The sequence below is a fragment of the Roseburia faecis genome (genome assembly GCF_001406815.1).
In the GTDB taxonomy this organism is placed as follows: Bacteria; Bacillota; Clostridia; order Lachnospirales; family Lachnospiraceae; genus Roseburia; species Roseburia faecis.
On the sequence record NZ_CVRR01000006.1, the window covers coordinates 54,268 to 76,320 of the forward strand.

The following is a 22,053-nucleotide window of genomic DNA, read 5'->3' on the forward strand; positions in this document are numbered from 1 at the left end:
ATTTTCCATGAAAACATTCATCGGCACAGGTGTGGGACAGCCGGAAGCTGCCGTGCATCAGGCAGTACAGGGACTTACATCCCCAAGTGCAATTCTTTTTATGGCTTCTTATGAACATTTCAAAGAAACTGCCTCACGCTTAAAAGAACTTTTTCCGGATACTCCGTGTATCGGAACGATCGGAACCAGACTCGTAAACGGACAGGTGAATGATTCCGGTCTTGCGGTTCTTGGATTTTTTTCTGATGTGAAGATCCGCTGTGGTATCATCACCGAAGCCAGCCGTTGTCCGGTTGCGGGCACAACGCAGCTTCTGAAGCAGATTGCAGAGATTTCTCCCGGCACAGACGATACGGTATGCGTGGAATATTGTACCGGCTCCGAAGAAAAGCTGGTAACCACGTTTACATCCTGTCTGGAAACAAAGGGCATCCATCTGGCAGGAGGCACCGTTTTCGGTGTCCCGGACGGCAAACCTCCGGTCGTTGCATATAACGGAGAATTATATGAAGATGCCTGCGTCTATGCACTGATCAAAAATACAACCGGAAAAATACGTGTATACAAAGAAAACATCTATGAAAAAACATCGGCTCAGAGTCACTTTGCCACAAAAGTCGATGTGTCCCGTAAAGCACTCATCGAACTTGACGGCAGACCCGCCGCAGACGTATACAGCGCAGAACTTGGCATTCCCCGTGATAAAATCGTCGACAACGTACTGGTCAATCCTATGGGACGTGCGGTGGGCGATCAGGTTTTTATCTCTTCCATGAACGGAATGGATGCAAACGGCACACTGACCAACTACAAACGAATCAATAAAAACGACTGCATTTATTTCTTAAGCCTCGGTGACTACAAAGCAACGGAACAGCAGACACGCCAACAGATCCAGCAGGACGCATCCCATATTTCCCTGGTTTTATCCATTGACTGTATCTACCGGTACCTGCTCTACGAAAAAGAGGGATATTTTTCTACATATGCAAAAGACATGGCAGTTCTCGGACCACACCTTGGCATTGTCGGCGGTGGCGAACAGTATAATAACCAGCATGTAAACCAGACGATGGTCTGCGTGGTATTTGAATAGGAGGAACTTTTTATGTTTGGAAAAAAGAAAACCACAGGAGCCGCAACACCTGTTCCACAGGTTTCCAATAAAAAGAAAGTAGAAGATTATCTGACATCCATGTCTTTTCTCAGCCATTTTGTCATTGACAAAAAGGAATCTCTCGTAGAAGAAGAGATCAAGACCGTGCGCGAGATTGATAAAGTAAAAGACTCTTACACCGATGTCATTGAACACAATGCCTCGATCCGCGAAGCTGTTGATTCCCTGCAAAAAGAATTCGGGAAAATCGGAGAAATTTCCAGACAATTTACAGATGTAATCACCGGTGTGACCAGCGTATCCGATGATGCCATGCAGGATATCCGTGATCTGAAAGAAAGCTCTGCCAAAGTGGAAACGCAGTTCGCAGAGATTCATAAAATCTACGATGAATTTCAGGCCCGCTTTGATGAAATCCATGCAACCATGCAAAACATTGTCGGCATTGCAAACCAGACCAACCTGCTGGCATTAAATGCTTCCATCGAAGCGGCCCGTGCCGGTGAACACGGAAAAGGATTTGCCGTTGTTGCAGATGAAGTCACAAAACTTTCCATTGGCATCAAAGAACTGGTGGGTGATGTAAACAAAAGTATGGAAGGTTTGCAGACAAGCTCCGAAAATCTGACGCATTCTCTGCTGGATGTACAGGATGCACTGGATGCTTCCCGCACACAGATGGACACAACCGAAAATATCTTTTCCCATATCAATGATTCTGTGTCCGGCGTAGAAAATGTTCACCGCGGCATCAATGAGGTTGTGGAAAACTGCAGCGGACAGGTGGATCAGCTCCGGGAAGACATGGAAGCCCATGAAACCCGTTATGCCCAGGTTCAGTCCGATATTGACGGCTTAAAGAGCCTGATGACAGAAAAGGGATTTATCTATGAGGACATTTCCAATATGATGGAACAGGCTGATCCATTGATCGAAAATATCAAAACGGAATTAAACAAATAAATCTCATTATTCCCCATCTTCTGCCCAGAGCCGTGCGCACCGCACGGCTCTCTGCCATCCCCTGAGCAGCTTTTTGCGCTCCCCTGCGTCCATTACCGGTTCAAACCTTCGTCCCAGCTGCCAGTTTTCCCGGATTTCATCCCTATCTTTCCAGTAACCTGCCGCAAGTCCTGCCAGATATGCCGCTCCGAGTGCTGTTGTCTCAATACATTCCGGTCGAAGTACTGCCGCATCAATGATATCTGCCTGAAACTGTACAAGCATGTTATTTGCACTGGCTCCTCCGTCCACACGCAGACCATTCAGCGTCACGCCGGCATCCTCTTCCATGGCGTGAATGACATCTTTCGCCTGATAGGCAATAGACTCTAATGTCGCACGGATAAAATGTTCCTTTTTGCATCCCCGTGTCAGCCCGACAATCGTTCCGCGCGCATACGGATTCCAATACGGTGCCCCCATGCCGGCAAATGCAGGAACAATATAAACACCATTGGAATCCGGGACTCTCTTGGCATATTCCTCGGACTGTCCTGCGGTACGGATCATACGCATCCCGTCCCTCAGCCACTGGATGGCCGCCCCTGCCACAAAAACACTTCCCTCAAGTGCATATTCCACTTCCCCTGCAGTACCCGCAGCAATGGTCGTAAGCAGTCCATGTCTGGAAATGATTGGTTCCTTTCCGGTATGCATCAAAAGAAAACAACCGGTTCCATAGGTATTTTTTACATCTCCTTTTTCAAAACAGCACTGTCCGAACAATGCCGCCTGCTGGTCTCCTGCCACACCCATCACAGGAATTTTACCGCCAAAAATCTGCTCCTGTGTCTCTCCGAAGAAACCACTCGACGGCCGCACTTCCGGCAGCATTTCTTTGGGAATGCGAAACAGCTCTAATATCTCTTCCTCCCAGCAGCATCTGTGTATGTCAAACAACATGGTTCTTGCCGCATTCGTATAATCCGTGACATGCACCGCTCCCTTGGTCAGATTCCAGATCAGCCATGTATCCACCGTGCCAAACAAAAGTTCCCCTTTTTCTGCCGCCTCACGCGCGCCTTTCACATGATCAAGAATCCATGCGATCTTGCTTGCGGAAAAATAAGCATCCGGCACCAGACCTGTCCGCTTCTGCAGCATCGGTCCATATCCTTTTTCTTTCAGTTCATCAATCTGTTCTGCCGTGCGCCGGCACTGCCAGACGATCGCATTGTATACGGGTTCCCCGGTCTTTTTATCCCAGACGATTGTGGTTTCGCGCTGGTTTGTGATGCCAATGGCACGGATATTTTTGGATGATGCCCCGATATTCGCCATTGCCTCTATGGCAACCGACATCTGGGAGGACCAGATTTCCCTCGGATTCTGCTCTACCCAGCCCGGCTGCGGGTAAATCTGTGTAAATTCTTTCTGTGCCATCGTGACGATTTTTCCTGCATGATCAAACAGGATACAGCGGGAACTTGTCGTTCCCTGATCCAGTGCCATAATATATTCTTTCATAATCTGTAATCCCCCCATATGATTTTCCTATAGCTTTTCTTTTTCCTATTTTACTGCATATTCCCATTTATCACCAGTTCATTTTCTCGTCAATTGTGGTTTTAACAACATATTTTCCATTTGCTTTCTGATAAATTACTTCTTGCTTACAAAATAAAATCAAAGGAGTATCTTATTATGGAACATAAAATGTTTTGCTATCAGTGTCAGGAAACCGCAGGATGCAGCGGCTGTACCCAGATGGGTGTCTGCGGCAAAAAGCCGGAAGTAGCAGCTATGCAGGATCTGCTCGTCTATGTGAGCAAGGGATTATCCGCGGTCACAACCCAGCTGCGCAAAGAAGGAACAAAGGTTTCAGAAGAAACCAACCATTTGATCACCTGGAATCTGTTTACCACCATCACAAATGCCAACTTCGACAATGAGGCGATCATCGCACGGATTCATAACACTCTGTCCGTGCGCCGCACACTCATTTTACAGGTAAAAGATACCTCAGGTCTGCCGGAAGCTGCTTTCTGGGATATAAAAACAAAAGATGGCTCTGACGCATCGGATGATGTGCTCTTTGCCAAGGCAAAAGAGGCAGGGGTTCTCTCCACAAAAGACGAGGACATCCGCAGTCTGCGTGAACTGATCACTTACGGATTAAAAGGTTTGTCCGCTTACTCCAAGCACGCCAATGTACTGCTTTCGGATGATCCGGAAATTGATGCCTTCCTGCAGCGGGCACTCGCTGCAACACTGGATGATTCCCTCACAGCCGATGACCTGGTCGCACTCACACTGGAAACCGGAAACTATGGTGTCAGAGGCATGGCGATGCTCGATACTGCAAATACCGGTGCCTATGGCAATCCTGAAATTACCAGAGTGAATATCGGTGTGGGAAAAAATCCGGGAATTCTTGTCTCCGGTCATGATTTAAAAGATCTGGAAATGCTTCTGGAACAGACACAGGGAACCGGTGTAGATGTGTATACACACTCAGAAATGCTTCCTGCCCACTACTACCCGGCATTCAAAAAATATCCGAACTTTGTCGGAAATTACGGAAATGCATGGTGGAAACAAAAAGAAGAATTTGAACGTTTCCACGGGCCAATTCTGATGACGACCAACTGTATTGTTCCACCAAAGGACAGCTACAAAGACCGGCTGTACACCACCGGTGCTGCCGGCTATCCGGGATGCACACACATTGATGGCGAAATCGGTGCACAGAAGGATTTCTCGGCACTGATCGAACAGGCGAAACACTGTTCTGCTCCGGAAGAACTCGAGCACGGTGAAATCATTGGTGGCTTTGCCCACAATCAGGTACTTGCACTTGCCAGCCAGATTGTTGAGGCCGTCAACTCCGGCGCGATCAAAAAATTTGTCGTCATGGCAGGATGCGATGGACGGGCAAACTCCCGCAATTACTATACGGATTTTGCCAGAGCACTTCCAAAAGATGCGGTTATTTTGACTGCCGGCTGTGCCAAATACAAATATAATAAACTGAATCTCGGCGATATCAACGGAATACCGCGTGTCCTTGATGCCGGACAGTGTAACGATTCCTACTCTCTGGCTGTGATTGCCCTGAAACTGAAGGAAGTATTCGGTCTCGATGATATCAACGATCTGCCGATCGTCTACAACATTGCATGGTATGAGCAAAAAGCAGTGATTGTGCTGCTGGCACTGTTGGCACTGGGTGTAAAAAATATCCACCTGGGACCGACCCTTCCGGCATTCCTTTCCCCGAATGTGGCAAAGATCCTCACGGACACGTTTGGCATTGCCGGAATTGGTACCGTAGAAGATGATTTAAAACTGTTTTTTGGCAAATAATCCACAAAGTCTGTTTTTTGTCTGTTTTCCTTTGACAAACGGTATTTATGAGAGGTATGATTATTATACAATTTAACGATTTTGCATATTTGGCAGAAGGAGAACATTACATGAACGAAAAACAGTATTTACGAGCCAACAAGCGGGTATTTCTCGCTGTCACCATTATCTTTGCGTATATCACGCTGACCATGCTTGCTGCACTGGCGGCCAGCCACGGGGATCACTTTGTCCGGATTATGATCCAGTGTCTGGTTTCGGTCGGTGTGATTATCCTTTCCGCACTGGGCTATCTGACCCGAAAGAAAACGCACACCTGTGCCATCATCCTGACAACCGCCATGATGGTCGGTTATGCAGCTGTTGCTTTACTAAATACCACGGAAGGGACATGGGCTTACGCGCTTCCCCTCATTATTGCCGCCATGGTTTATCTGAATGAACGGCTTATGAAAATAATAAACAGCGTATTTCTGCTGGTAAATATCGTTCGTCTGATGCTCAGTTTTGCCCCACACGCATCTGCTGCACTGGCCAACAAGGTGCTGGCACTGTTTGTCCTGCTTCTTGTTGCATACGCTTCTATCAGTATTACACGGATGCTTGTGCTTTTCTTTGATGAAAACATGACGGAAATTACAGAAGCTGCGGATAAGCAGAAGAAAAACCACGATCAGATGCTTCTCGTTGCCGAAAATATTTCCCGGCATTTTGAAGAAGCAATGACTGTGCTTGACAGTTTGGAAAACAGTATTGAGGTCAGCCACAGTTCTATTCAGGAAATTGCAGACAGCACCGAAAGCACCGCTGAAGCCATCCAGAAACAGGCGGTTATGTGTTCCAATATTCAGGGCAACACCGATGCGGCAGAAGCCGGCATCCACCAGATGATTGAAGCCGCACATGAAACGGATGCTACTGTAAAATCCGGTGCACAGGTCGTCCTGGAATTAAAGGAACAGGCACAGAACGTGGAAGAAGCCAGCAATATCACGGTACAGGTCATCCAGAGCCTGACTTCAAAAGTCGAGGATGTCCAGAGCTTTGTCGGATCCATTATTGAAATTTCCAACCAGACAAATCTGCTTGCCTTAAATGCTTCCATTGAGGCTGCGCGTGCCGGGGAAGCCGGAAAAGGGTTTGCTGTGGTGGCCGATGAAATCCGCCAGCTTTCCGAACAGACAAAAAATGCCTCTGCCAACATTACAGAAATTATCGACAAATTAAACGATGACACAAAACGTGCCAACGAAAGTATCGAAAACTCAGTTGCTTCCGTAGAAAAGCAGAACGAACTGATTGAGAATACACGGGAGAAATTCGGCAATGTCGGTGAAACCGTTGAACGCCTGATGGAAGATATCCATACGGCAGAAGAAAATATCCAGAAAATCCTTGATGCCACGAATGTTATTTCCGATAATATTACCCACCTCTCCGCCACCGGTGAGGAAGTGGCTGCCTCTTCCACCGAAGGGCTGCGTATGGCAGATTCCACGGTGGACAATATGAAGGGCTGTAAAAAAGTTCTGGAGAATATTTACATGCTTGCAGAAGATATGAAAGATTCCGTAGAGCACAAAGAACTCGGATAACTCTGTCTGACAAAAAGCCGGACGCCGTTTACACAACGTCCGGCTTTTTAATGTTTACAGAAAATACAAAAGTGACAGGCAAACGGCCATGCCAAGGAATGCCATCCGGTACAACAGCACATTCGCACACCGGATATCTTCCGGTTTCACCGGACGCAGGGCATCCCCTATCGTCGGTTTCTTTACAGTCTTTCCAAAATAACTGGCATCCCCTGCCAGCTGGATGCCAAGGCTTCCCGCACAGGCACTCTCGGTCTGCGCAGAATTCGGGCTGGCATGTTTCCGGCTGTCCCTTCTCCAGATCTTCCATGCCCCGGTCCCGCTAAAACGCTTCCCCGGAAGGAAGCTTGCCACGATCATAAGCAGTGCCGCCACGCGGGATGGGATGAAATTTACCACATCATCCAGCTTTGCCGCAAATCTTCCAAAATACAGGTTCTTTTCATTCTTATATCCCACCATGGAATCCATGGTATTCACCGCCTTATAGGCAAATCCAAGCACCGGTCCGCCGACTGCCAGATAAATCATCGGCGCAATCACACCGTCGGATGCATTTTCCGCAACGGTCTCAATTGCTGCCTTTGCCACACCTGTTTCATCCAGTTGTTCCGTATCACGCCCAACGATCATGGACACTGCCTTTCGCGCTGCCGGCAGATTCTGCTTTTGCAGCTGCTCATATACCTTCATGCTTTCCACTTTCAGACACTTTGTAGCAAGAATCTGATAGGTCATAATGGCTTCCACGGCACAGCCAATCGCCGGATGCAGCCCGTATGCCCCCTCAAGGATAACGGCGGTTACACCGGTTGTCCATGCGATAACAATCACAACCATCGCAAACCCGCGCAGAAATTTTTTTGTGTCTGACAGTTCCTTTTTATTCAGTTTTTCCAGTGATGCGATCAGATTACCAATCAGACGGATCGAATGGGGCAGCCAGTGCGGATCGCCAAACAACAGATCCAGCACAAACCCAAGAAACATCGCAAAGAAATGATAACTCATACTTTTTCTTTTAACTCCATTTTATTCTCTTGTAAGGACAGGCGCAGATGATAGCCCTCGGCATTTTTTACCTGATACGAAAAATAATCACCGCCACAGTAGTGCGAAAGCAGCGCCATGATCGTACCCCCGTGAACCACAGCCGCCACCGGAAGCGGCTCCTGTATCATACAGTTGTCTTCCGTTTCCTTGCATTGTGGACACGCTCTGTATGCCAGCTGCTGCCGGATCTGTTCCATAACCAGCTCCATCCCATCCACACATCTTGCGATAAAAGCCTCCCGGCTCTCACCTCCCGGAAATGCCAGCGTTCCACCACTGTCAATCCATGCCTGATAGCGCGGATCTCCATTCAGCTGTGCATAATTCTTTCCTTCAAATTCTCCAAAATCCATTTCACGCCATGGATCAATTTCGATCTGTGGAATTTGCGGAAATAAAATTTCTGCGGTCTGCCGGCAGCGAAGCATGGGACTTACAAATACATATGGCATATCCCATGTCCTGCATACCTGTGCCCATTGGTCTTTTCTTTTCTCCAGCTGCTGTCTGCCGTCCTCCGAAAGCGGTTCATCCGTCTGTCTGCCAATATACCGGTGTTCTACATTTCCCAGCGTCATTCCATGCCGGATTAGATACAGTTCTATTTGATTCTCTGTCCAATTCCACATACAATCCGTTCCACCCTTTCTGCTTTTGCTGCAATTTCACAAAGCAGCCGTCCCAGCCGCTCACGATATTCCCGCTCGAACGAATCAAGCGGCACAATTCCGCTGCCTACTTCATCGCAGATAATTACTGTATCCGGATGTTTTTCCAGATAAGCCATACTTTCTGCTTCCGGGGATGGAGACTTCGGGGCACTTTCCTGCAATTTCTCTCGAAACCATTCTTCAAAATTGTCCCAGATCCGTGCTTCCGCGATGCCCCGCACCTGTGTTACATATACTTTTTTCCCCTGAGCAGTGCCGCCAATGTATAATTCCATACTTCAAACTCCAATTAGAATTGATATAAAAATATTCTATCATATTTTTCTCATATAGTGAAAATTTGTTTTTATTGCAACTATATATAGTTGCAGTTTGTTTGTTTTTGAGTATAATGTAATTAACAGGGGGGCATCATATGGGACAGAAAGAAAAATTAATTCAACGTCTAAAATCCAGACCAAAAGATTTTACATTTCAGGAAGCGGAAACCCTGCTCGGATATTTAGACTATAAACGCTCAAATAAAGGAAAAACCAGTGGTTCACGCGTTGTTTTCGAAAGCACAGAACACGCAAATATATTGTTACATAAACCACATCCAAATAACGAACTGAAAAATTATCAGATCAAACAGCTTATTACTTTTTTAGAACAGGAGGGATTATTATGAATAACACAATTCAGTATAAAGGCTATGTTGGAAGTATTGAATTTTCAGAAGAAGATAAAATTTTTTACGGAAAAGTTCTCGGAATCCGTTCGTTAATCTCCTATGAAGGTGAAAATGCTACTGAGCTGATCGATGATTTTCATCAGGCTGTAGATGATTATCTGGAATTATGTAAAAAATCCGGTCAAACACCGGAAACCGCTTTCAAGGGAAGTTTTAATGTACGGATTTCTCCTGAGCTGCACAAAAAAGTATTTGTTTATGCAATGGCACATCAAATTTCCATGAACCGATATATCGAAGAAACACTTGCCAAATCTCCAGCAGCTCTCGAAGAAGTCTGATCTACATGAAAAACATGGCGGTTACAGCAGACACGACACTGCTGCCGCCACCGCCATTGCGCCTTCACACAAGGTAAGAAAATAGCCCGCAGTATCTCCGGTGATTCCACCAAATTCCCTGTAACTGCGCCAACGATAGTAACCGAACACTGCAAATGCCGCCGCCACCGCCAGAATTCCCGCCAAAAGCGAAAGCCAGAGCATAAACAGTACACACAACAACGTCTGTGCATAAAGTGCCCCTTTTACCCCACGCTCATGTGCGGTACTCGCAAAATGATAGAGCATCCCATCCGTTTTTGCGGAACGGAAGGAGACCACGCTCAGGCCACTCAGACAGCGGGACAGGAAAAATCCACAGCAAAACACTTCCAGCGCACGATAATCCACAATCTGGGAAAGAGCCGCCACATAAATCAACCCGAATTCCGCCAACTTGATCACGGAAAAAGCTCCAATGTGGGAATCCTTTAAAATTTCCAGTTTTCGCTCCCTGGGCTGATACGAATGCAATGCATCCATGGTATCCATAAACCCATCCACATGGAAGCCCCCGGTGATAATAAGCGGGAGCGCAGCTGATATCAGAATAAATGCAAGCGTACTGATTCCCAATAACGCAGACAACCGAAACCATCCCCAGAGGATAGCACCGATCACTGCCCCGATCCACGGAAAAAAGCACATGCTGTAACGCATGTCTTCTTCTTTCCACACAAATTGTGGCATCGGAATTTTTGAATAGGTGGAAAACGCCACCGCGATTCCTCTAATGATGTGCATAACCTGCTTCCTTTCTCTCTTTTACCGGAACCGGAATCCCTACAACGACTTCGGTCACCGTATCCGCCAACGCCGCCACTCCCGTATTGATGCGTCCGAGTGCACGGATATATGCCTGCGTTGTCGCATCATAGGAAATGCCATCCTCAAACACGTTATTACTGACGATCACCAACTCGTCCACTTTTGTGGAAAGGTTTTTGATTCCCTGCAATATGAGTCCGACAACCACATCTTCCGAAACGATGTCCGCACCGGAAAACATCTCATTTGCAACCAGATTGGACATACATTCCAGCAGGGCACAGCGAGGACGTTCCGTAACATTTTGCCCTGCGCGATCCGGTGGTTCCATGGCTTGCTGTGCTCTTTTCGAAAAATCTACTTCCCCGATATCCCGCGGCTGTTCAATCGTAACAAATCCTTTTCCCGCGCGAAGTCTCCGGTGTCTTGCAACTTTTTTTTCGCCCTCCGCATCGTACACCTGCATGGTTGCGATATAATATTTATTCGTTTTTCCATCCAGCAGATGCTCTGCGTAAGCCGATTTTCCGCTGCCGCTTCCACCCAAAACCAAAGTGATCATTCTGTTTCCCCATACCGCTCGTACTGCGCAATTTCCATCGTATCAAATGTTGTCTGATCCTCGTAGAGTGCCAGTGCCAGATCCAGAAGGGAAAACAGCATCACGGCTCCTGTGCCTTCCCCAAGCCCCAGTCCTGCATCAATAACCGGATGAAGTTTCAGTTCCTCCGCGATCCATTTTGCCGCGGGTTCTTTGCTCAGATGGCTCGGCAGAACAAATTCCCGCACACCCGGCACGATCCGCTCCGCCACCAGTGCCGCGACCGATGAGATCAGCCCATCCAGAACGACCGGCACATGATACAGTGCTCCGCCGATGCATACACCTGCCATTCCCGCGATATCCAGACCACCGAATGCCGCCAGCATGGAAAGTGCATGCTTTGACCGGATCTCTTTTTCATATTTCTCCAGTGCCTGCGCAATGACCTGCTGCTTGCGCAACAGCCCCGCGTCGTTTAATCCGGCACCACGCCCGGTCACTTCTTCTGCTGTGCGTCCGGTCAGTGCCGCCACAAGCATGCTGCTCGTCGTCGTATTTCCGATTCCCATCTCTCCGGTACCGATCAGCTGATAGCCTTTGTCTTTGCACTCCCGGACCAGATCAATTCCCACAGACAATGCCTGCAACGCTTCTTCCTCTGTCATTGCAGGTTCCTGCAGAAAATCGCGCGTGCCCTGCATCACTTTGCAGTCGCGCACCCCCGGCAGCGTTTCTTTTGTGTTGATTCCAATATCGACCGGGATCACATCCACACCGGCGCGGCGCGCCATTTTGCCAACCGAGCTTGCCTGCTGCCCCATAAATCCTGCAACCACCGCGGTCACTTCCTGTCCGGACTGGCTGACTCCTTCTGCGACAACACCATTATCTGCGCACATGGTGAGGATCACTTTTTTTTCAATGGAAAGGCTGCTGCTTCCTGTGATTGCGCCGATCTGCGCAAACATTGTCTCAAACTGCCCCAGACCATCCAGCGGTTTGGCAATTTTGTCCCAGCTTGCTTTTACCTGCGCGTAGATCTGTGCGTCCGGTGGAATAATTTTAAGTTTCTCCATTTCTTTTCCTGTAATCAAATATTTTCTCCTGTTGCAATTGTAAATTGCGCAAATGCAATTCCCTGTTTCTTGCTTCTTTCAGCCATGAAATGTATGATAAGAAAAAGGAGGTGCTGATATGAATAAAACCAAAATTGATAATCAAACTATCGCTCACATTCTTCTTGATTTAAGACAAAAACATCATCTTTCCCAGGAACAGCTTGCTCAAACATTAGGCGTTACTCGTCAGGCCGTATCGCGATGGGAAATGGGAATCTCTGTTCCAAACATCCATACCCTGCTCTTAATCAGTGAGCAATTCCATGTTCCAATTGACACAATGCTCAAAAAACCAGATGCTTCAGCAGAAAACCAAAATAAAATCCAAAATTCTGCTAAAAGAACTCCCTTTATTTTTATGACCATAACCGGAATTTTCCTGTTGTGTGTGCTTCCATTTCTGGGTCAATGGGAACAATTCAAATATATGGATCTCTATGGTCGTGCATATGCCGATTCCTATCACTATATTTTCGAATACCCACTGTCCATTCTTCTGGTATTATCCATTGTCCTGATTTGTGTCGGGATCTATAACATTGTAAAAATCAAGAGGAAATCCGACTCTCCTGCAAAATAGAGTATACATACTCCATATCCAGATGCTCCCGCAATCCCTGTGCGAGCTTGTCATACTGCTGTTCCTTAAATGCATGATAATCACCGCCAGCCTCCGGTTTCCATGATACCCTTTTTTTGTCGGCCAATGCCTGTACTATGCGCACGGCAATGTCTCCATCGTCAAAAATGCCGTGCACATAACTGCCGTATACGCCGGGTGCTTCGCTGCCTTTTTCCATGCGCTGCACCCCGTCGGTTCTGCCATCTGCCAGCTGTACCAGTGGCGTCTGATGTTCCCCGGTGGAAACCGTTGTCTTTCCCATATGAATCTCATAGCCGGAAAATTCCAATCCGGAAAGTGTGGAAAAAATACCGGTTACATTCTCAAATTTTCCACGTGTCTGCGTACGCATTTTTTCCGGCATCAGGGTCGTGTCGGTGTCGATCAGTTCCATACCACGCAGCGGTTCGCATAGCGAATTCTCATCCGCTGCGTGCGATTGCCGCCGAGTCTCACGAGGGGGCAGTTCCATACCACGCAGGGGTAGTGCCCCGTCGCGCCTTATGCGCTCCACGGCAATTGTATCCGGCTCATGAGAAATTGCTTCGCAATGAGCCGGATAGAGCGGTTCGCGTAGCGAATTCTCATTCTCTACCCCATGTGGGTCCGAAATGGTACGCCCCAGCATCTGATAGCCACCGCAGATCCCCCAGACCGGGATATGTGCCGCCAGCTTTTTGACCGCGGCTTCCAGACCGTTCTGCCGCATCCAGCGCAGATCACCCACCGTATTTTTGCTGCCCGGCAGAAAGATCATATCCGGCTGTCCCAGTTCCTGCACCGAAGAAACATAGCGCACGGACACACCCTCCAGCCGTTCAAATACGTTAAAATCCGTAAAATTGGAGATCCGTGGAAAACGGATCACTGCCAGATCTATCACGCCTACATCGTGGTTGTCCAACTGGCCGCTCAGACTGTCCTCATCCTCAATGGACAGATGCATATATGGCACTACTCCGGCAACCTTCACACCGCCGCGTTCCTCCAGCATCTCCACTCCCGGATCAAGGATCGTCTTATCCCCGCGGAATTTATTAATAATCAGACCCTTCACACGGGCTTTTTCATCCTCTTCTAAAAGCATCAAAGTTCCCAAAAGCTGCGCAAACACACCGCCACGGTCGATATCCCCCACCAGAAGCACCGGTGCATCGACCAGTTTTGCCAGCCCCATATTGACAATATCATCCGATTTCAGATTGATCTCTGCCGGGCTTCCCGCCCCTTCCATCACAATAATGTCTGCCTGCTTTTCCAACTCCGAAAAAGCCTCGCAGATCGTCGGAACCAGCTTTTTCTTATACGCAAAATAATCCCGCGCCCGCATATTTCCGAGCACCTCACCCTTTACGATCACCTGTGATCCGACATCATTGGTCGGTTTCAACAGGATGGGATTCATAAGCACGGAAGGCTTCACACCCGCCGCTTCCGCCTGCATGACCTGCGCGCGCCCCATCTCCAGACCGTCTTCGGTGATGTAGGAGTTGAGCGCCATATTCTGTGATTTAAACGGTGCCACGCGATAGCCATCCTGCGCAAAAATACGGCAAAGTCCTGCAACGATCAGGCTTTTTCCGGCATTTGACATCGTGCCCTGCACCATGATTACTTTTGCCATGTTTGTTTCCTTCCTGCTAACCAGCAATCACAACCCTGCAATCCTTCTTGAAACATGCAATTCCATATTTGATAAAATTACGCATTCCGTCCTGCTTCAGCTTATCGACATATGATTTTTCTTCCATCTGTTTCAAAGCTTCGGCACATGCAGCATCCAGATCTCCATTCCCGGCATATTTCAGTTCTATCACAATTCCTGTTCTGTTGTTCGGCACCTCAACAAGAATATCGCTGTAGCCGGTTCCTGACTCTGCATTTGACTTTATAAGCCAGTTTGCTTTATATCCCAAAAGCCCAAGTAAAATGCCATGGTAAAAATTTTCTTTCTTTTCCTTTGCAACTGCTGTATCACGTATACTTATGGTATTCCAAAGATATTCTCCAAAGAGCTGCTCTATTTTTTCTGTATTTTTTTCTAAAAACGCATTGCAGAATTCTTCCAGTCTCTTACCGTCATTCGCGGACGTATCCCGGAACCATTCCCTGATTTTCTTGATAAAAAGATTTTTTATCTCTTTATTTGGAATTGCCAAACGTATCTTTCCATCCGCTGTACGCCCCTGTTTTGTCAGATATCCGGTCGTAAAAAGTACGCTCCACAGATTTCCAATGTTTTTATCAAGCTCATCATACGTAAGTTCCTGTGAAAGTTCCTTTTCAATACACTCTCCCACGATCAGACGCTCAATTTCATCCTTGGTCTGCACATCCGCCTTATCGATCAATCTGCGGACGATCGCATTCCCACTCGAATTAGACCAGTAATCCTGTGGTTCAACCGTTTGATCATAGTTAAGTTCATCCACATAATTTATGACATCCCATGGACAGTACACATCCGCATTTCCAAAGTGATAGCCATCATACCATTCCTTTGTTTCCGGAAAATGTGAAGCAAGACCATACGACGCAAGGAGTTTTTTTACCTCATCATCTGTGAATCCAAACTGTTCATCAAATCTGGAATCCATAATAGAAAGTACCTTAAAATTATTCAATCCTGTAAATATACTTTCCTTCGATACTCGCAGACATCCCGTCAGAAATGCAAACTGTAAATAATCATTCGTCTTTAATGCCTGACCAAAAAGACCTCTGATCAGAGAAACCATTTCACAATAATATCCATTCTGATATGCTTTATCCAGAGGAACATCATACTCATCTATGATAATTACTACCTTTTTCCCGTGATGCTTATATAAAAGCTGTGACAGTTTCCGGATGCTGTCTTCTATATTCTCATCCGTACCTGTAAGCATTTTAGCGAAATATGCCTTATCCTCGTCCGTAAGTGCATCACTTGTTTTGAGATAATAATGCCGGTCCATTTCATTGGCAAGAATCGTGCCGAGCATCCTCTTCGCATCCGCAAATGTCAGCCCCTCCACCCCTTTGAGCGTGAGAAATATCACTGGATACTTTCCCATGTACGCATCGCATAGTTCTTTATTCTTTGCAATATATAAGCCTTCAAACAGTGAAACATCTGCACCGATTTCAAAAAAACTTTTCAGCATGCTCATATTCAATGTCTTGCCAAAACGTCGCGGACGGGTGAACAGTGTTACTTCCCCCCAATTCATCAGAATCTGTTCTATAAGATTTGTCTTGTCAATATAATAAAATCCGTTCCTGCGTATTTTTTCAAAACTGTCAATTCCTACCGGTAATTTCAAAGTATTTACCATATGAACCTCCAACAAACAGATCATTTTGTCATATTTACATATAGTATAACTGATTGACCGGGTAATTACAATTTCCTTTCATTAAACGGTCACCGAAATACACTGTCATGATTTACGCTCCATTCGCTCCATTTCAAAAAACATTTTCTTGAAAAGATCCCCATGTTCCGTTAAGATGATATTGTAACGAAAAACAATATATCAGGGAGGTAGTTATGAACTATACAATTGAAGGGGCACCATTGCCTGTCGTAATCTGCAACTTAGAGGGTGGCGAAACCATGCTCACGGAGAAGGGCGCAATGTCGTGGATGTCCCCAAATATGAAAATGGAAACCACAACAGGCGGCGGAATCGGAAAAATGTTCGGTCGTGCTTTTTCCGGTGAAAGCATGTTTATCAACCGCTACACCGCACAGGGCGGCACCGGACTGATCGCATTTGCATCCAGCTTCCCCGGAGATATCCGTGCATTTGAAATTGCACCAGGGCAGGAGATTGTCGCCCAGAAAAGTGCATTTCTCGCATCGACCGCTGGTGTGGAAATGTCTGTTTTTTTCCAAAAACGCATTGCCGGCGGTCTCTTCGGTGGAGAAGGATTTATCATGCAGCGTCTGTCCGGAAACGGCACCGTCTTTCTCGAATTTGACGGACACATCAAAGAATATGAACTTGCACCGGGACAACAGATTGTCGTCGATACCGGATACCTCGCAGCAATGACAGCCGGATGTTCCATCAATATCCAGACTGTACCGGGTGTAAAAAATATGCTCTTTGGCGGGGAAGGGATCTTTAATACCGTTATCACCGGACCGGGACGTGTATGGCTGCAGAGCATGCCGGTTGCACAGCTCGCCGGAGCGATCAGCCCATTTATTCCAAATAAAAATTAATCATTTTCGAAAAAATCCCGGAGCCATTTCCCATGCTCCGGGATTTCATTTTATATCATTTTTCAAATTTTCCGAATCTCAAAACTGTTTTTTCCACGGGTTTTTACCTCATATAATACACTGTCTGCTTCCTTAAACAGTTTTTCATAAGGAACTTTCTCCGTCATATACACAGCACCAGGCTGATAGACAGCGGCACTGAACACCCGCCATATGTAAATGTCTGACACGTGCTTCTGACCAGTTTATCCAGCTGTGCCTGAACACCCTCCTGATCACGGTTTTGTATACAGAGTACAAACTCATCTCCGCCAAACCGCGCCATAAGGACATGTGTTCCAAACACCAGACGCATCGTATCCGCTAAAAGTTTTAACGCCTCATCTCCTCCGGCGTGTCCAAGCGTATCATTGACAGACTTAAAGTTATCAATATCCATGATTGCAAACAGAAACGGCAGTTCTTTCCTGTCGTAAATGCTCCCGGCACCGATCCCGGAACAAATAAAACATCCGGATAATCCCCACCCTGAATCTGTTTTGACACCTCATTGTCATAATCCGAATACGACTGGTACTTCACCTCAATACCAGGATGTTTCTTGTTAAACCCATCCAGGTACTGCTACATATCCTGCTGGGAGATATTGGATGCTACCGAAATCGTTCCCCTGATTTCGTTTTCTGCGCAGCATGTGCCACACTTCCAAAGTCTGCCGGAAACTGTAACAGCACAAGCAGCGTCAAAAGCACCGCCACCACACGCTTTTTCTTCCACTTTTTCATCTTTCTCATCCTTCTTTTGCAGCCTTACCGCGCTTCATATGCCCTGGATACACGCTTATACTCTGCCGGTTCCGTAATCTGTTCCACAACGATATCTCCGTCTTCCGCATCACGGTATCGATACAGATACACACCTTCCTGAATCTCATCCTCCTCTATGAGAGACACTGCCATATAGTGCTTCTCTTCAACGGTAAAAGTATCCATGATGGCAAACTCTTTTTCCGTCCCATCCGAAACCGGAATACGGATTACTTCATACTCTTCCATAATATCTCTCCTTTATCGTGGTACTTTCGTAAACAGTGCAAATGCATTTTCCCGTGTGGTCTGCTCGACTTCCTCCACAGAAACGCCTTTGATCTCCGCAATTTTTGCAATCACATACGGAATATTCCGTGAATCATTGCGCGTTCCCCGGTGTGGTTCCGGCGCCATATACGGGCAGTCGGTTTCGAGCACTATGCTCGAAAGAGGAATCGTTTCCACGGTCTTTACCAGCTTTTTGGCATTTTTAAAAGTCACAACACCGCCTACACCGATGAAATATCCCATCTTTACATATTCCTGTGCCATCTCCGGCGAATAGGAATAACAGTGGATCACGCCCTTTATGCCATCCTCATATGCCTTTTCCATGATCTGCATGGTATCTTCTGCTGCATCCCTGGAATGAATGATCACCGGAAGATCTGCCTGTTGTGCCAGTGCAAGCTGCCGTACAAACCAATACCTCTGCTTCGCCTGTATCTCCGGTTCCTTATCCCAGTAATAATCCAGTCCGATCTCTCCCACCGCAACTGTCTTTTGCAGCGTTGTCTGCTGTCTGAGCCATGCATACGTGTCCTCATTTAAATCATCCACGTCACTGGGATGTACGCCCACCGCAGCATAAAGAAAAGGGTATTCCTGCGCCAGCGAAAGTGTTGTCTTTGTCGTCGCAATGGAAGACCCTACATTAATCACCGGCGAAATGCCGCGCTGCGGTAATTCCGCAAGCAGCATCTCCCGGTCCGTATCAAATTTTGCATCATCGTAATGTGCATGTGTCTCAAAAATCATAAGAAGTGCCTTTCTATCAGATCAAGTTCCTCCATGATGATACAGTTTGGAAGTGTATCCGAAGCCACCATGCCCCGCACCTGGGCATAATCCATCCAGCGCACACTCTCTATTTCTTCGGTCTGCAGTTCAAATTCCTCTGCTTCCCGATCCAGCCAGAGCAGATAGACATTTGAAATCTGGTGATCATGAAATGGCTGTCTGTGAAATTCGCTGTCAACATCCTTATGCACCTGTCCGCAATAAATCAGATCCGACTCCTGCACTGTCACATTTAATTCTTCTTTCAACTCCCGAATTGCTGAAGGAATGTAATCATCCCCTGCCGGTATATGTCCGGCACTGGAAATATCATAGCATCCCGGAAATGAATCTTTCTGCATACATCTCTTCTGCAGCAAAAGCTGAATCCGTCCGTTCCTGTTGCGGGCAATCCAGACATGGGATGTGCGGTGCCGTACCCCTTCCCGGTGGGCCTCCGCGCGTTCTACGGTTTCACCGGTTGGTGCTCCGGTTTCATCTACAACATCAAGGATTTCCATAATTTATGCCTCCTATTTTTATGCCTCCGACCTTGTTTAACAGATCTCTGCACCGCTTGGCATTGATTTCTCCGGTGTCATCAGAGAAAGTGTGCCGTTTTCGTCCTCTGCACACAGCAACATGCCCTCGGACAATACTCCGGCAAGTTTTGCCGGCTTTAAGTTCACAAGAACCATAACCTTCTTGCCGACCATCTCTTCCGGTGTGTAATCTTTACGGATACCGGATACAATCTGCTTTACGGTGTTTCCGATTTTTACCTGAGAGCAAAGCAGCTTCTTTGACTTTGCAACTGCCTCACAGGAGAGAATCTCTCCCACCTGGAACTGCATCTTCGTAAAATCATCAAATGTGATCTCTTCCTTCGGATCCATATCAATCACTGCTTCATCTGCTGTCTCTCCGCCATTTAATGCTTTCTGCTCTTTTTCGTACTCTTCCTTCTGCTTTGCCTGAATGGCATCCACTTTTGGCTGGATCTCTTTTGCGTCAATTCTTGCAAAAAGGATCTCCGGAGCATCGGTTACTTTTGTTCCATCCGGATACAGACCAAACTGATTGAGCTCATCAAAATCACGCAATGATGTCGATAACTGTGCCACAATTTTTTCTGCAGTTTCCGGAAGGAACGGGTGCAGAAGACTTGCGCCGATCGTGATGGACTCGGTCAGATTGTAAAGAACCTCTGCCAGACGGTCTTTCTGTGCCTCGTCTTTTGCCAGTACCCACGGGGTTGTCTCATCAATATATTTATTGCAACGGCGGAACAGTGCAAATACTTCGGAAATTGCATCTGCCACACGAAGTTTTGCCATCTTCCCGGCAATACGGTCGCGGGTTTCTGTCACAACAGCTTTCAGATCCGCATCCACTTCACCGGTGACTCCTGTGGATGTGACCACACCGCCAAAATATTTATTGCTCATGGAAACGGTACGGTTTACCAGATTTCCAAGAATATTTGCCAGATCAGAGTTGAAACGCTCAATGACCAGATCCCAGGTAATCACGCCATCATTCTCAAACGGCATCTCATGCAATACAAAATAGCGGGTAGCATCTACGCCAAACAGATCTACCATGTCATCCGCATAGATTACATTTCCCTTGGATTTGCTCATCTTATCCCCGCCCTGAAGCAGCCACGGGTGTCCAAATACCTGCTTTGGCAGTGGCAGATCCAGTGCCATCAGAAAAATTGGCCAGTAAATGGTATGGAAACGGACAATATCTTTTCCGATCAGATGCAGATCAGCCGGCCACAGCTTCTTAAACTGATCTGTGGAACCATCCGGATCATATCCAATCTTTGTGATATAGTTTGTCAGTGCATCCAGCCAGACATATACGACATGTTTCGGATCAAAATCTACCGGAATTCCCCAGCTGAAACTGGTACGTGATACGCACAGATCCTGCAGTCCCGGAAGCAGGAAGTTATTCATCATCTCATTCTTACGGGAAACCGGCTGAATGAAGTCCGGATGGGTATTGATATAATCAATGAGCCGGTCTGCATATTTACTCATCTTAAAGAAATAAGCTTCTTCTTTGGCAGGCTGCACTTCCCGTCCACAGTCCGGACATTTGCCGTCTACAAGCTGGGATTCTGTCCAGAAAGACTCACAAGGTGTACAATACATTCCCTCATAAGATCCCTTATAAATATCACCCTGATCATAAAGCTTTTTAAAAATCTTCTTTACACATTTCTCATGATCCTCATCCGTGGTACGGACAAAGTTATCATAAGAAGAATTCACAAGATCCCAGATCCGCTTTACCTCACCGGAAACCTGATCTACAAATTCTTTCGGTGAAATATCTGCTGCCTCTGCTTTTTCCTGAATCTTTTGTCCGTGTTCATCAGTTCCGGTCTGAAAATAGACATCATAGCCTTCGGCTCTCTTATAACGCGCAATTGCATCCGCAAGAATAATCTCGTACGTGTTTCCGATATGCGGCTTACCTGAAGTATAGGCAATCGCGGTTGTCATATAAAACTTCCCTTTATTTTCTGCCATGTTTTTGGCCTCCTTATCTCACATTCGCTCTCCCCATTTTACCGAATTCCACGCCATTTGTAAAGTATCCCCCATTCGTCCGTTTTTCTGTTTATTCAAGAATATTTTCTTATATGCCAAGAATTTCTTGCTGACCTGTTTTTCCGTAGACTAATATGCTTTTATCCAGTTTTTTCCAGTACAAAACTGCCAAAGATAAATTGAGAAGGAGCACCAACATGAAAAATATACAAATCGGGGCAGCCTTAAAGACGATGCGAAAAAATCGTGGCTGGACGATCCATGACGTAGTTGTACAGCTGAATGACCTGTACAATATCGCAGTCGCCGAAAAAACCGTGTACGGATGGGAAAGCGATCAGGCCTATCCCCGCACGGAAACACTGCTGCTGCTCTGTGAACTGTATCAGAGTGACACATTCACCGGAAATCTCCTGCACATCCCTGCAGACAAATCCTTCCCGATCACTGCAGATGAACGGCATGTCATCGAAATGTATCGCCGGCATCCGGAACTACAAAGTGCTGTAAAACGCGTGCTTGATGTTCCCGTCAAAAAACCTTCTGCAAATTAAAG

The 22,053-nt window shown here is 46.7% G+C and carries 25 protein-coding genes; 9 read left to right on the forward strand and 16 right to left on the reverse strand.

Annotated elements, in window-relative coordinates; genetic code table 11:
- Positions 1-7 precede the first annotated feature (7 nt).
- The gene (locus tag M72_RS03355) at positions 8-1,096 is read left to right on the forward strand and encodes an FIST signal transduction protein (RefSeq protein ID WP_055067177.1); all 1,089 of its coding nucleotides are present in this window, start codon (positions 8-10) and stop codon (positions 1,094-1,096) included.
- A gap of 12 nt (positions 1,097-1,108) precedes the next feature.
- The gene (locus M72_RS03360) at positions 1,109-2,080 is read left to right on the forward strand and encodes a methyl-accepting chemotaxis protein (RefSeq protein WP_055067178.1); all 972 of its coding nucleotides are present in this window, start codon (positions 1,109-1,111) and stop codon (positions 2,078-2,080) included.
- 6 nt (positions 2,081-2,086) lie between these two features.
- Here M72_RS03360 and glpK read toward each other — a convergent pair whose 3' ends face one another.
- Entirely contained in the window at positions 2,087-3,586 is a 1,500-nt protein-coding gene (gene glpK / locus M72_RS03365; RefSeq protein WP_055067217.1) for a glycerol kinase GlpK, read from the reverse strand.
- Positions 3,587-3,763: 177 nt separating this feature from the next.
- Here glpK and hcp point away from each other — a divergent pair, with 177 nt between their 5' ends.
- Both hcp and M72_RS03375 read left to right on the forward strand, forming a co-directional pair.
- On the forward strand, positions 3,764-5,425 hold the full coding sequence (gene hcp, locus M72_RS03370) for a hydroxylamine reductase (RefSeq protein WP_055067179.1): 1,662 nt from the start codon (positions 3,764-3,766) through the stop codon (positions 5,423-5,425).
- Positions 5,426-5,535: 110 nt separating this feature from the next.
- A complete protein-coding gene (locus M72_RS03375; RefSeq protein ID WP_055067180.1) occupies positions 5,536-7,020 on the forward strand; it encodes a methyl-accepting chemotaxis protein in 1,485 nt (494 codons plus the stop codon).
- 54 nt (positions 7,021-7,074) lie between these two features.
- On the opposite strand, the gene cbiB is transcribed toward M72_RS03375, so the two are convergent.
- From cbiB to M72_RS03390, 3 genes are read right to left on the reverse strand one after another with little or no spacing between them, the layout of a single operon-like run.
- Positions 7,075-8,031 carry an adenosylcobinamide-phosphate synthase CbiB gene (gene cbiB / locus M72_RS03380; RefSeq protein WP_055067181.1) on the reverse strand — a complete coding sequence of 319 codons (957 nt, stop codon included), beginning with the start codon at positions 8,029-8,031 and terminating at the stop codon, positions 7,075-7,077.
- Entirely contained in the window at positions 8,028-8,702 is a 675-nt protein-coding gene (locus M72_RS03385; protein WP_055067182.1) for a histidine phosphatase family protein, read from the reverse strand. The genes cbiB and M72_RS03385 overlap by 4 nt, the downstream gene beginning before the upstream one ends.
- On the reverse strand, positions 8,675-9,019 hold the full coding sequence (locus tag M72_RS03390) for a bifunctional adenosylcobinamide kinase/adenosylcobinamide-phosphate guanylyltransferase (protein WP_055067183.1): 345 nt from the start codon (positions 9,017-9,019) through the stop codon (positions 8,675-8,677). Before M72_RS03390 ends, M72_RS03385 begins: the two co-directional genes overlap by 28 nt.
- 140 nt (positions 9,020-9,159) lie before the next feature.
- Between M72_RS03390 and M72_RS03395 the strand changes: the two genes are divergently transcribed.
- Together M72_RS03395 and M72_RS03400 are read left to right on the forward strand one after the other, a co-directional pair.
- Positions 9,160-9,414, forward strand: coding sequence for a type II toxin-antitoxin system HicA family toxin (locus M72_RS03395; RefSeq protein WP_055067184.1), 255 nt, complete (start codon positions 9,160-9,162; stop codon positions 9,412-9,414).
- Positions 9,411-9,758, forward strand: a complete 348-nt coding sequence (locus M72_RS03400; RefSeq protein WP_055067185.1) for a type II toxin-antitoxin system HicB family antitoxin — start codon at positions 9,411-9,413, stop codon at positions 9,756-9,758. Before M72_RS03395 ends, M72_RS03400 begins: the two co-directional genes overlap by 4 nt.
- Before the next feature lie 21 nt (positions 9,759-9,779).
- Here the strand turns inward: M72_RS03400 and M72_RS03405 are convergent, their stop codons facing one another.
- Genes M72_RS03405 through cobT form a run of 3 tightly spaced genes read right to left on the reverse strand, consistent with a single transcriptional unit; the run spans position 9,780 to position 12,203 of the window.
- Positions 9,780-10,541: an adenosylcobinamide-GDP ribazoletransferase gene (locus M72_RS03405; protein ID WP_055067186.1), complete on the reverse strand. Its 762-nt coding sequence runs from the start codon at positions 10,539-10,541 to the stop codon at positions 9,780-9,782.
- Positions 10,528-11,127 (reverse strand): bifunctional adenosylcobinamide kinase/adenosylcobinamide-phosphate guanylyltransferase, encoded by a 600-nt coding sequence (locus M72_RS03410; protein WP_055067187.1) that lies wholly within the window; start codon positions 11,125-11,127, stop codon positions 10,528-10,530. Before M72_RS03410 ends, M72_RS03405 begins: the two co-directional genes overlap by 14 nt.
- Entirely contained in the window at positions 11,124-12,203 is a 1,080-nt protein-coding gene (cobT, locus tag M72_RS03415) for a nicotinate-nucleotide--dimethylbenzimidazole phosphoribosyltransferase (protein ID WP_243142431.1), read from the reverse strand. The genes M72_RS03410 and cobT overlap by 4 nt, the downstream gene beginning before the upstream one ends.
- Positions 12,204-12,303: 100 nt before the next feature.
- On the opposite strand from cobT, the gene M72_RS03420 reads away from it, so the two are divergent.
- Positions 12,304-12,807, forward strand: coding sequence for a helix-turn-helix domain-containing protein (locus M72_RS03420; protein WP_055067188.1), 504 nt, complete (start codon positions 12,304-12,306; stop codon positions 12,805-12,807).
- Here the strand turns inward: M72_RS03420 and M72_RS18195 are convergent.
- Positions 12,776-14,473 carry a cobyric acid synthase gene (locus M72_RS18195; protein WP_055067189.1) on the reverse strand — a complete coding sequence of 566 codons (1,698 nt, stop codon included), beginning with the start codon at positions 14,471-14,473 and terminating at the stop codon, positions 12,776-12,778. The two genes, M72_RS03420 and M72_RS18195, sit on opposite strands and share 32 nt — an antisense overlap.
- A gap of 16 nt (positions 14,474-14,489) precedes the next feature.
- Positions 14,490-16,166, reverse strand: a complete 1,677-nt coding sequence (locus M72_RS03430) for an AAA family ATPase (RefSeq protein ID WP_055067190.1) — start codon at positions 16,164-16,166, stop codon at positions 14,490-14,492.
- 215 nt (positions 16,167-16,381) lie between these two features.
- Between M72_RS03430 and M72_RS03435 the strand changes: the two genes are divergently transcribed.
- Entirely contained in the window at positions 16,382-17,062 is a 681-nt protein-coding gene (locus M72_RS03435; protein WP_055067191.1) for a TIGR00266 family protein, read from the forward strand.
- A 163-nt stretch (positions 17,063-17,225) separates the two neighbouring features.
- On the opposite strand, the gene M72_RS03440 is transcribed toward M72_RS03435, so the two are convergent.
- From M72_RS03440 to metG, 7 genes are read right to left on the reverse strand one after another with little or no spacing between them, the layout of a single operon-like run.
- A complete protein-coding gene (locus tag M72_RS03440; protein ID WP_261291782.1) occupies positions 17,226-17,540 on the reverse strand; it encodes a GGDEF domain-containing protein in 315 nt (104 codons plus the stop codon).
- Positions 17,435-17,680 carry an extracellular solute-binding protein gene (locus M72_RS18200; protein ID WP_141652689.1) on the reverse strand — a complete coding sequence of 82 codons (246 nt, stop codon included), beginning with the start codon at positions 17,678-17,680 and terminating at the stop codon, positions 17,435-17,437. Before M72_RS18200 ends, M72_RS03440 begins: the two co-directional genes overlap by 106 nt.
- A gap of 35 nt (positions 17,681-17,715) precedes the next feature.
- The gene (locus tag M72_RS17520; RefSeq protein ID WP_261291779.1) at positions 17,716-17,847 is read right to left on the reverse strand and encodes a hypothetical protein; all 132 of its coding nucleotides are present in this window, start codon (positions 17,845-17,847) and stop codon (positions 17,716-17,718) included.
- Positions 17,848-17,871: 24 nt separating this feature from the next.
- Complete coding sequence (locus M72_RS03445; RefSeq protein WP_055067193.1) at positions 17,872-18,117, reverse strand: DUF1292 domain-containing protein; 246 nt, start codon at positions 18,115-18,117, stop codon at positions 17,872-17,874.
- A gap of 12 nt (positions 18,118-18,129) precedes the next feature.
- Positions 18,130-18,909: a TatD family hydrolase gene (locus M72_RS03450; RefSeq protein WP_055067194.1), complete on the reverse strand. Its 780-nt coding sequence runs from the start codon at positions 18,907-18,909 to the stop codon at positions 18,130-18,132.
- The gene (locus M72_RS03455) at positions 18,906-19,451 is read right to left on the reverse strand and encodes an NUDIX hydrolase (RefSeq protein WP_055067195.1); all 546 of its coding nucleotides are present in this window, start codon (positions 19,449-19,451) and stop codon (positions 18,906-18,908) included. Before M72_RS03455 ends, M72_RS03450 begins: the two co-directional genes overlap by 4 nt.
- A 36-nt stretch (positions 19,452-19,487) precedes the next feature.
- Positions 19,488-21,476, reverse strand: a complete 1,989-nt coding sequence (metG, locus tag M72_RS03460) for a methionine--tRNA ligase (RefSeq protein WP_055067196.1) — start codon at positions 21,474-21,476, stop codon at positions 19,488-19,490.
- Between the two features lie 218 nt (positions 21,477-21,694).
- On the opposite strand from metG, the gene M72_RS03465 reads away from it, so the two are divergent.
- Positions 21,695-22,051, forward strand: a complete 357-nt coding sequence (locus M72_RS03465) for a hypothetical protein (protein ID WP_055067197.1) — start codon at positions 21,695-21,697, stop codon at positions 22,049-22,051.
- Positions 22,052-22,053: the final 2 nt, after the last annotated feature.

Bases quoted from the DNA above. Each gene is read 5' to 3' on its own strand.
- M72_RS03355 (WP_055067177.1), top strand. From the start codon at position 8: ATGAAAACATTCATCGGCACAGGTGTGGGACAGCCGGAAGCTGCCGTG.
- M72_RS03360 (WP_055067178.1), top strand. From the start codon at position 1,109: ATGTTTGGAAAAAAGAAAACCACAGGAGCCGCAACACCTGTTCCACAG.
- glpK (WP_055067217.1), bottom strand. From the start codon at position 3,586: ATGAAAGAATATATTATGGCACTGGATCAGGGAACGACAAGTTCCCGC.
- hcp (WP_055067179.1), top strand. From the start codon at position 3,764: ATGGAACATAAAATGTTTTGCTATCAGTGTCAGGAAACCGCAGGATGC.
- M72_RS03375 (WP_055067180.1), top strand. From the start codon at position 5,536: ATGAACGAAAAACAGTATTTACGAGCCAACAAGCGGGTATTTCTCGCT.
- cbiB (WP_055067181.1), bottom strand. From the start codon at position 8,031: ATGAGTTATCATTTCTTTGCGATGTTTCTTGGGTTTGTGCTGGATCTG.
- M72_RS03385 (WP_055067182.1), bottom strand. From the start codon at position 8,702: ATGTGGAATTGGACAGAGAATCAAATAGAACTGTATCTAATCCGGCAT.
- M72_RS03390 (WP_055067183.1), bottom strand. From the start codon at position 9,019: ATGGAATTATACATTGGCGGCACTGCTCAGGGGAAAAAAGTATATGTA.
- M72_RS03395 (WP_055067184.1), top strand. From the start codon at position 9,160: ATGGGACAGAAAGAAAAATTAATTCAACGTCTAAAATCCAGACCAAAA.
- M72_RS03400 (WP_055067185.1), top strand. From the start codon at position 9,411: ATGAATAACACAATTCAGTATAAAGGCTATGTTGGAAGTATTGAATTT.
- M72_RS03405 (WP_055067186.1), bottom strand. From the start codon at position 10,541: ATGCACATCATTAGAGGAATCGCGGTGGCGTTTTCCACCTATTCAAAA.
- M72_RS03410 (WP_055067187.1), bottom strand. From the start codon at position 11,127: ATGATCACTTTGGTTTTGGGTGGAAGCGGCAGCGGAAAATCGGCTTAC.
- M72_RS03420 (WP_055067188.1), top strand. From the start codon at position 12,304: ATGAATAAAACCAAAATTGATAATCAAACTATCGCTCACATTCTTCTT.
- M72_RS18195 (WP_055067189.1), bottom strand. From the start codon at position 14,473: ATGGCAAAAGTAATCATGGTGCAGGGCACGATGTCAAATGCCGGAAAA.
- M72_RS03430 (WP_055067190.1), bottom strand. From the start codon at position 16,166: ATGGTAAATACTTTGAAATTACCGGTAGGAATTGACAGTTTTGAAAAA.
- M72_RS03435 (WP_055067191.1), top strand. From the start codon at position 16,382: ATGAACTATACAATTGAAGGGGCACCATTGCCTGTCGTAATCTGCAAC.
- M72_RS17520 (WP_261291779.1), bottom strand. From the start codon at position 17,847: ATGAAAAAGTGGAAGAAAAAGCGTGTGGTGGCGGTGCTTTTGACGCTG.
- M72_RS03445 (WP_055067193.1), bottom strand. From the start codon at position 18,117: ATGGAAGAGTATGAAGTAATCCGTATTCCGGTTTCGGATGGGACGGAA.
- M72_RS03450 (WP_055067194.1), bottom strand. From the start codon at position 18,909: ATGATTTTTGAGACACATGCACATTACGATGATGCAAAATTTGATACG.
- M72_RS03455 (WP_055067195.1), bottom strand. From the start codon at position 19,451: ATGGAAATCCTTGATGTTGTAGATGAAACCGGAGCACCAACCGGTGAA.
- metG (WP_055067196.1), bottom strand. From the start codon at position 21,476: ATGGCAGAAAATAAAGGGAAGTTTTATATGACAACCGCGATTGCCTAT.
- M72_RS03465 (WP_055067197.1), top strand. From the start codon at position 21,695: ATGAAAAATATACAAATCGGGGCAGCCTTAAAGACGATGCGAAAAAAT.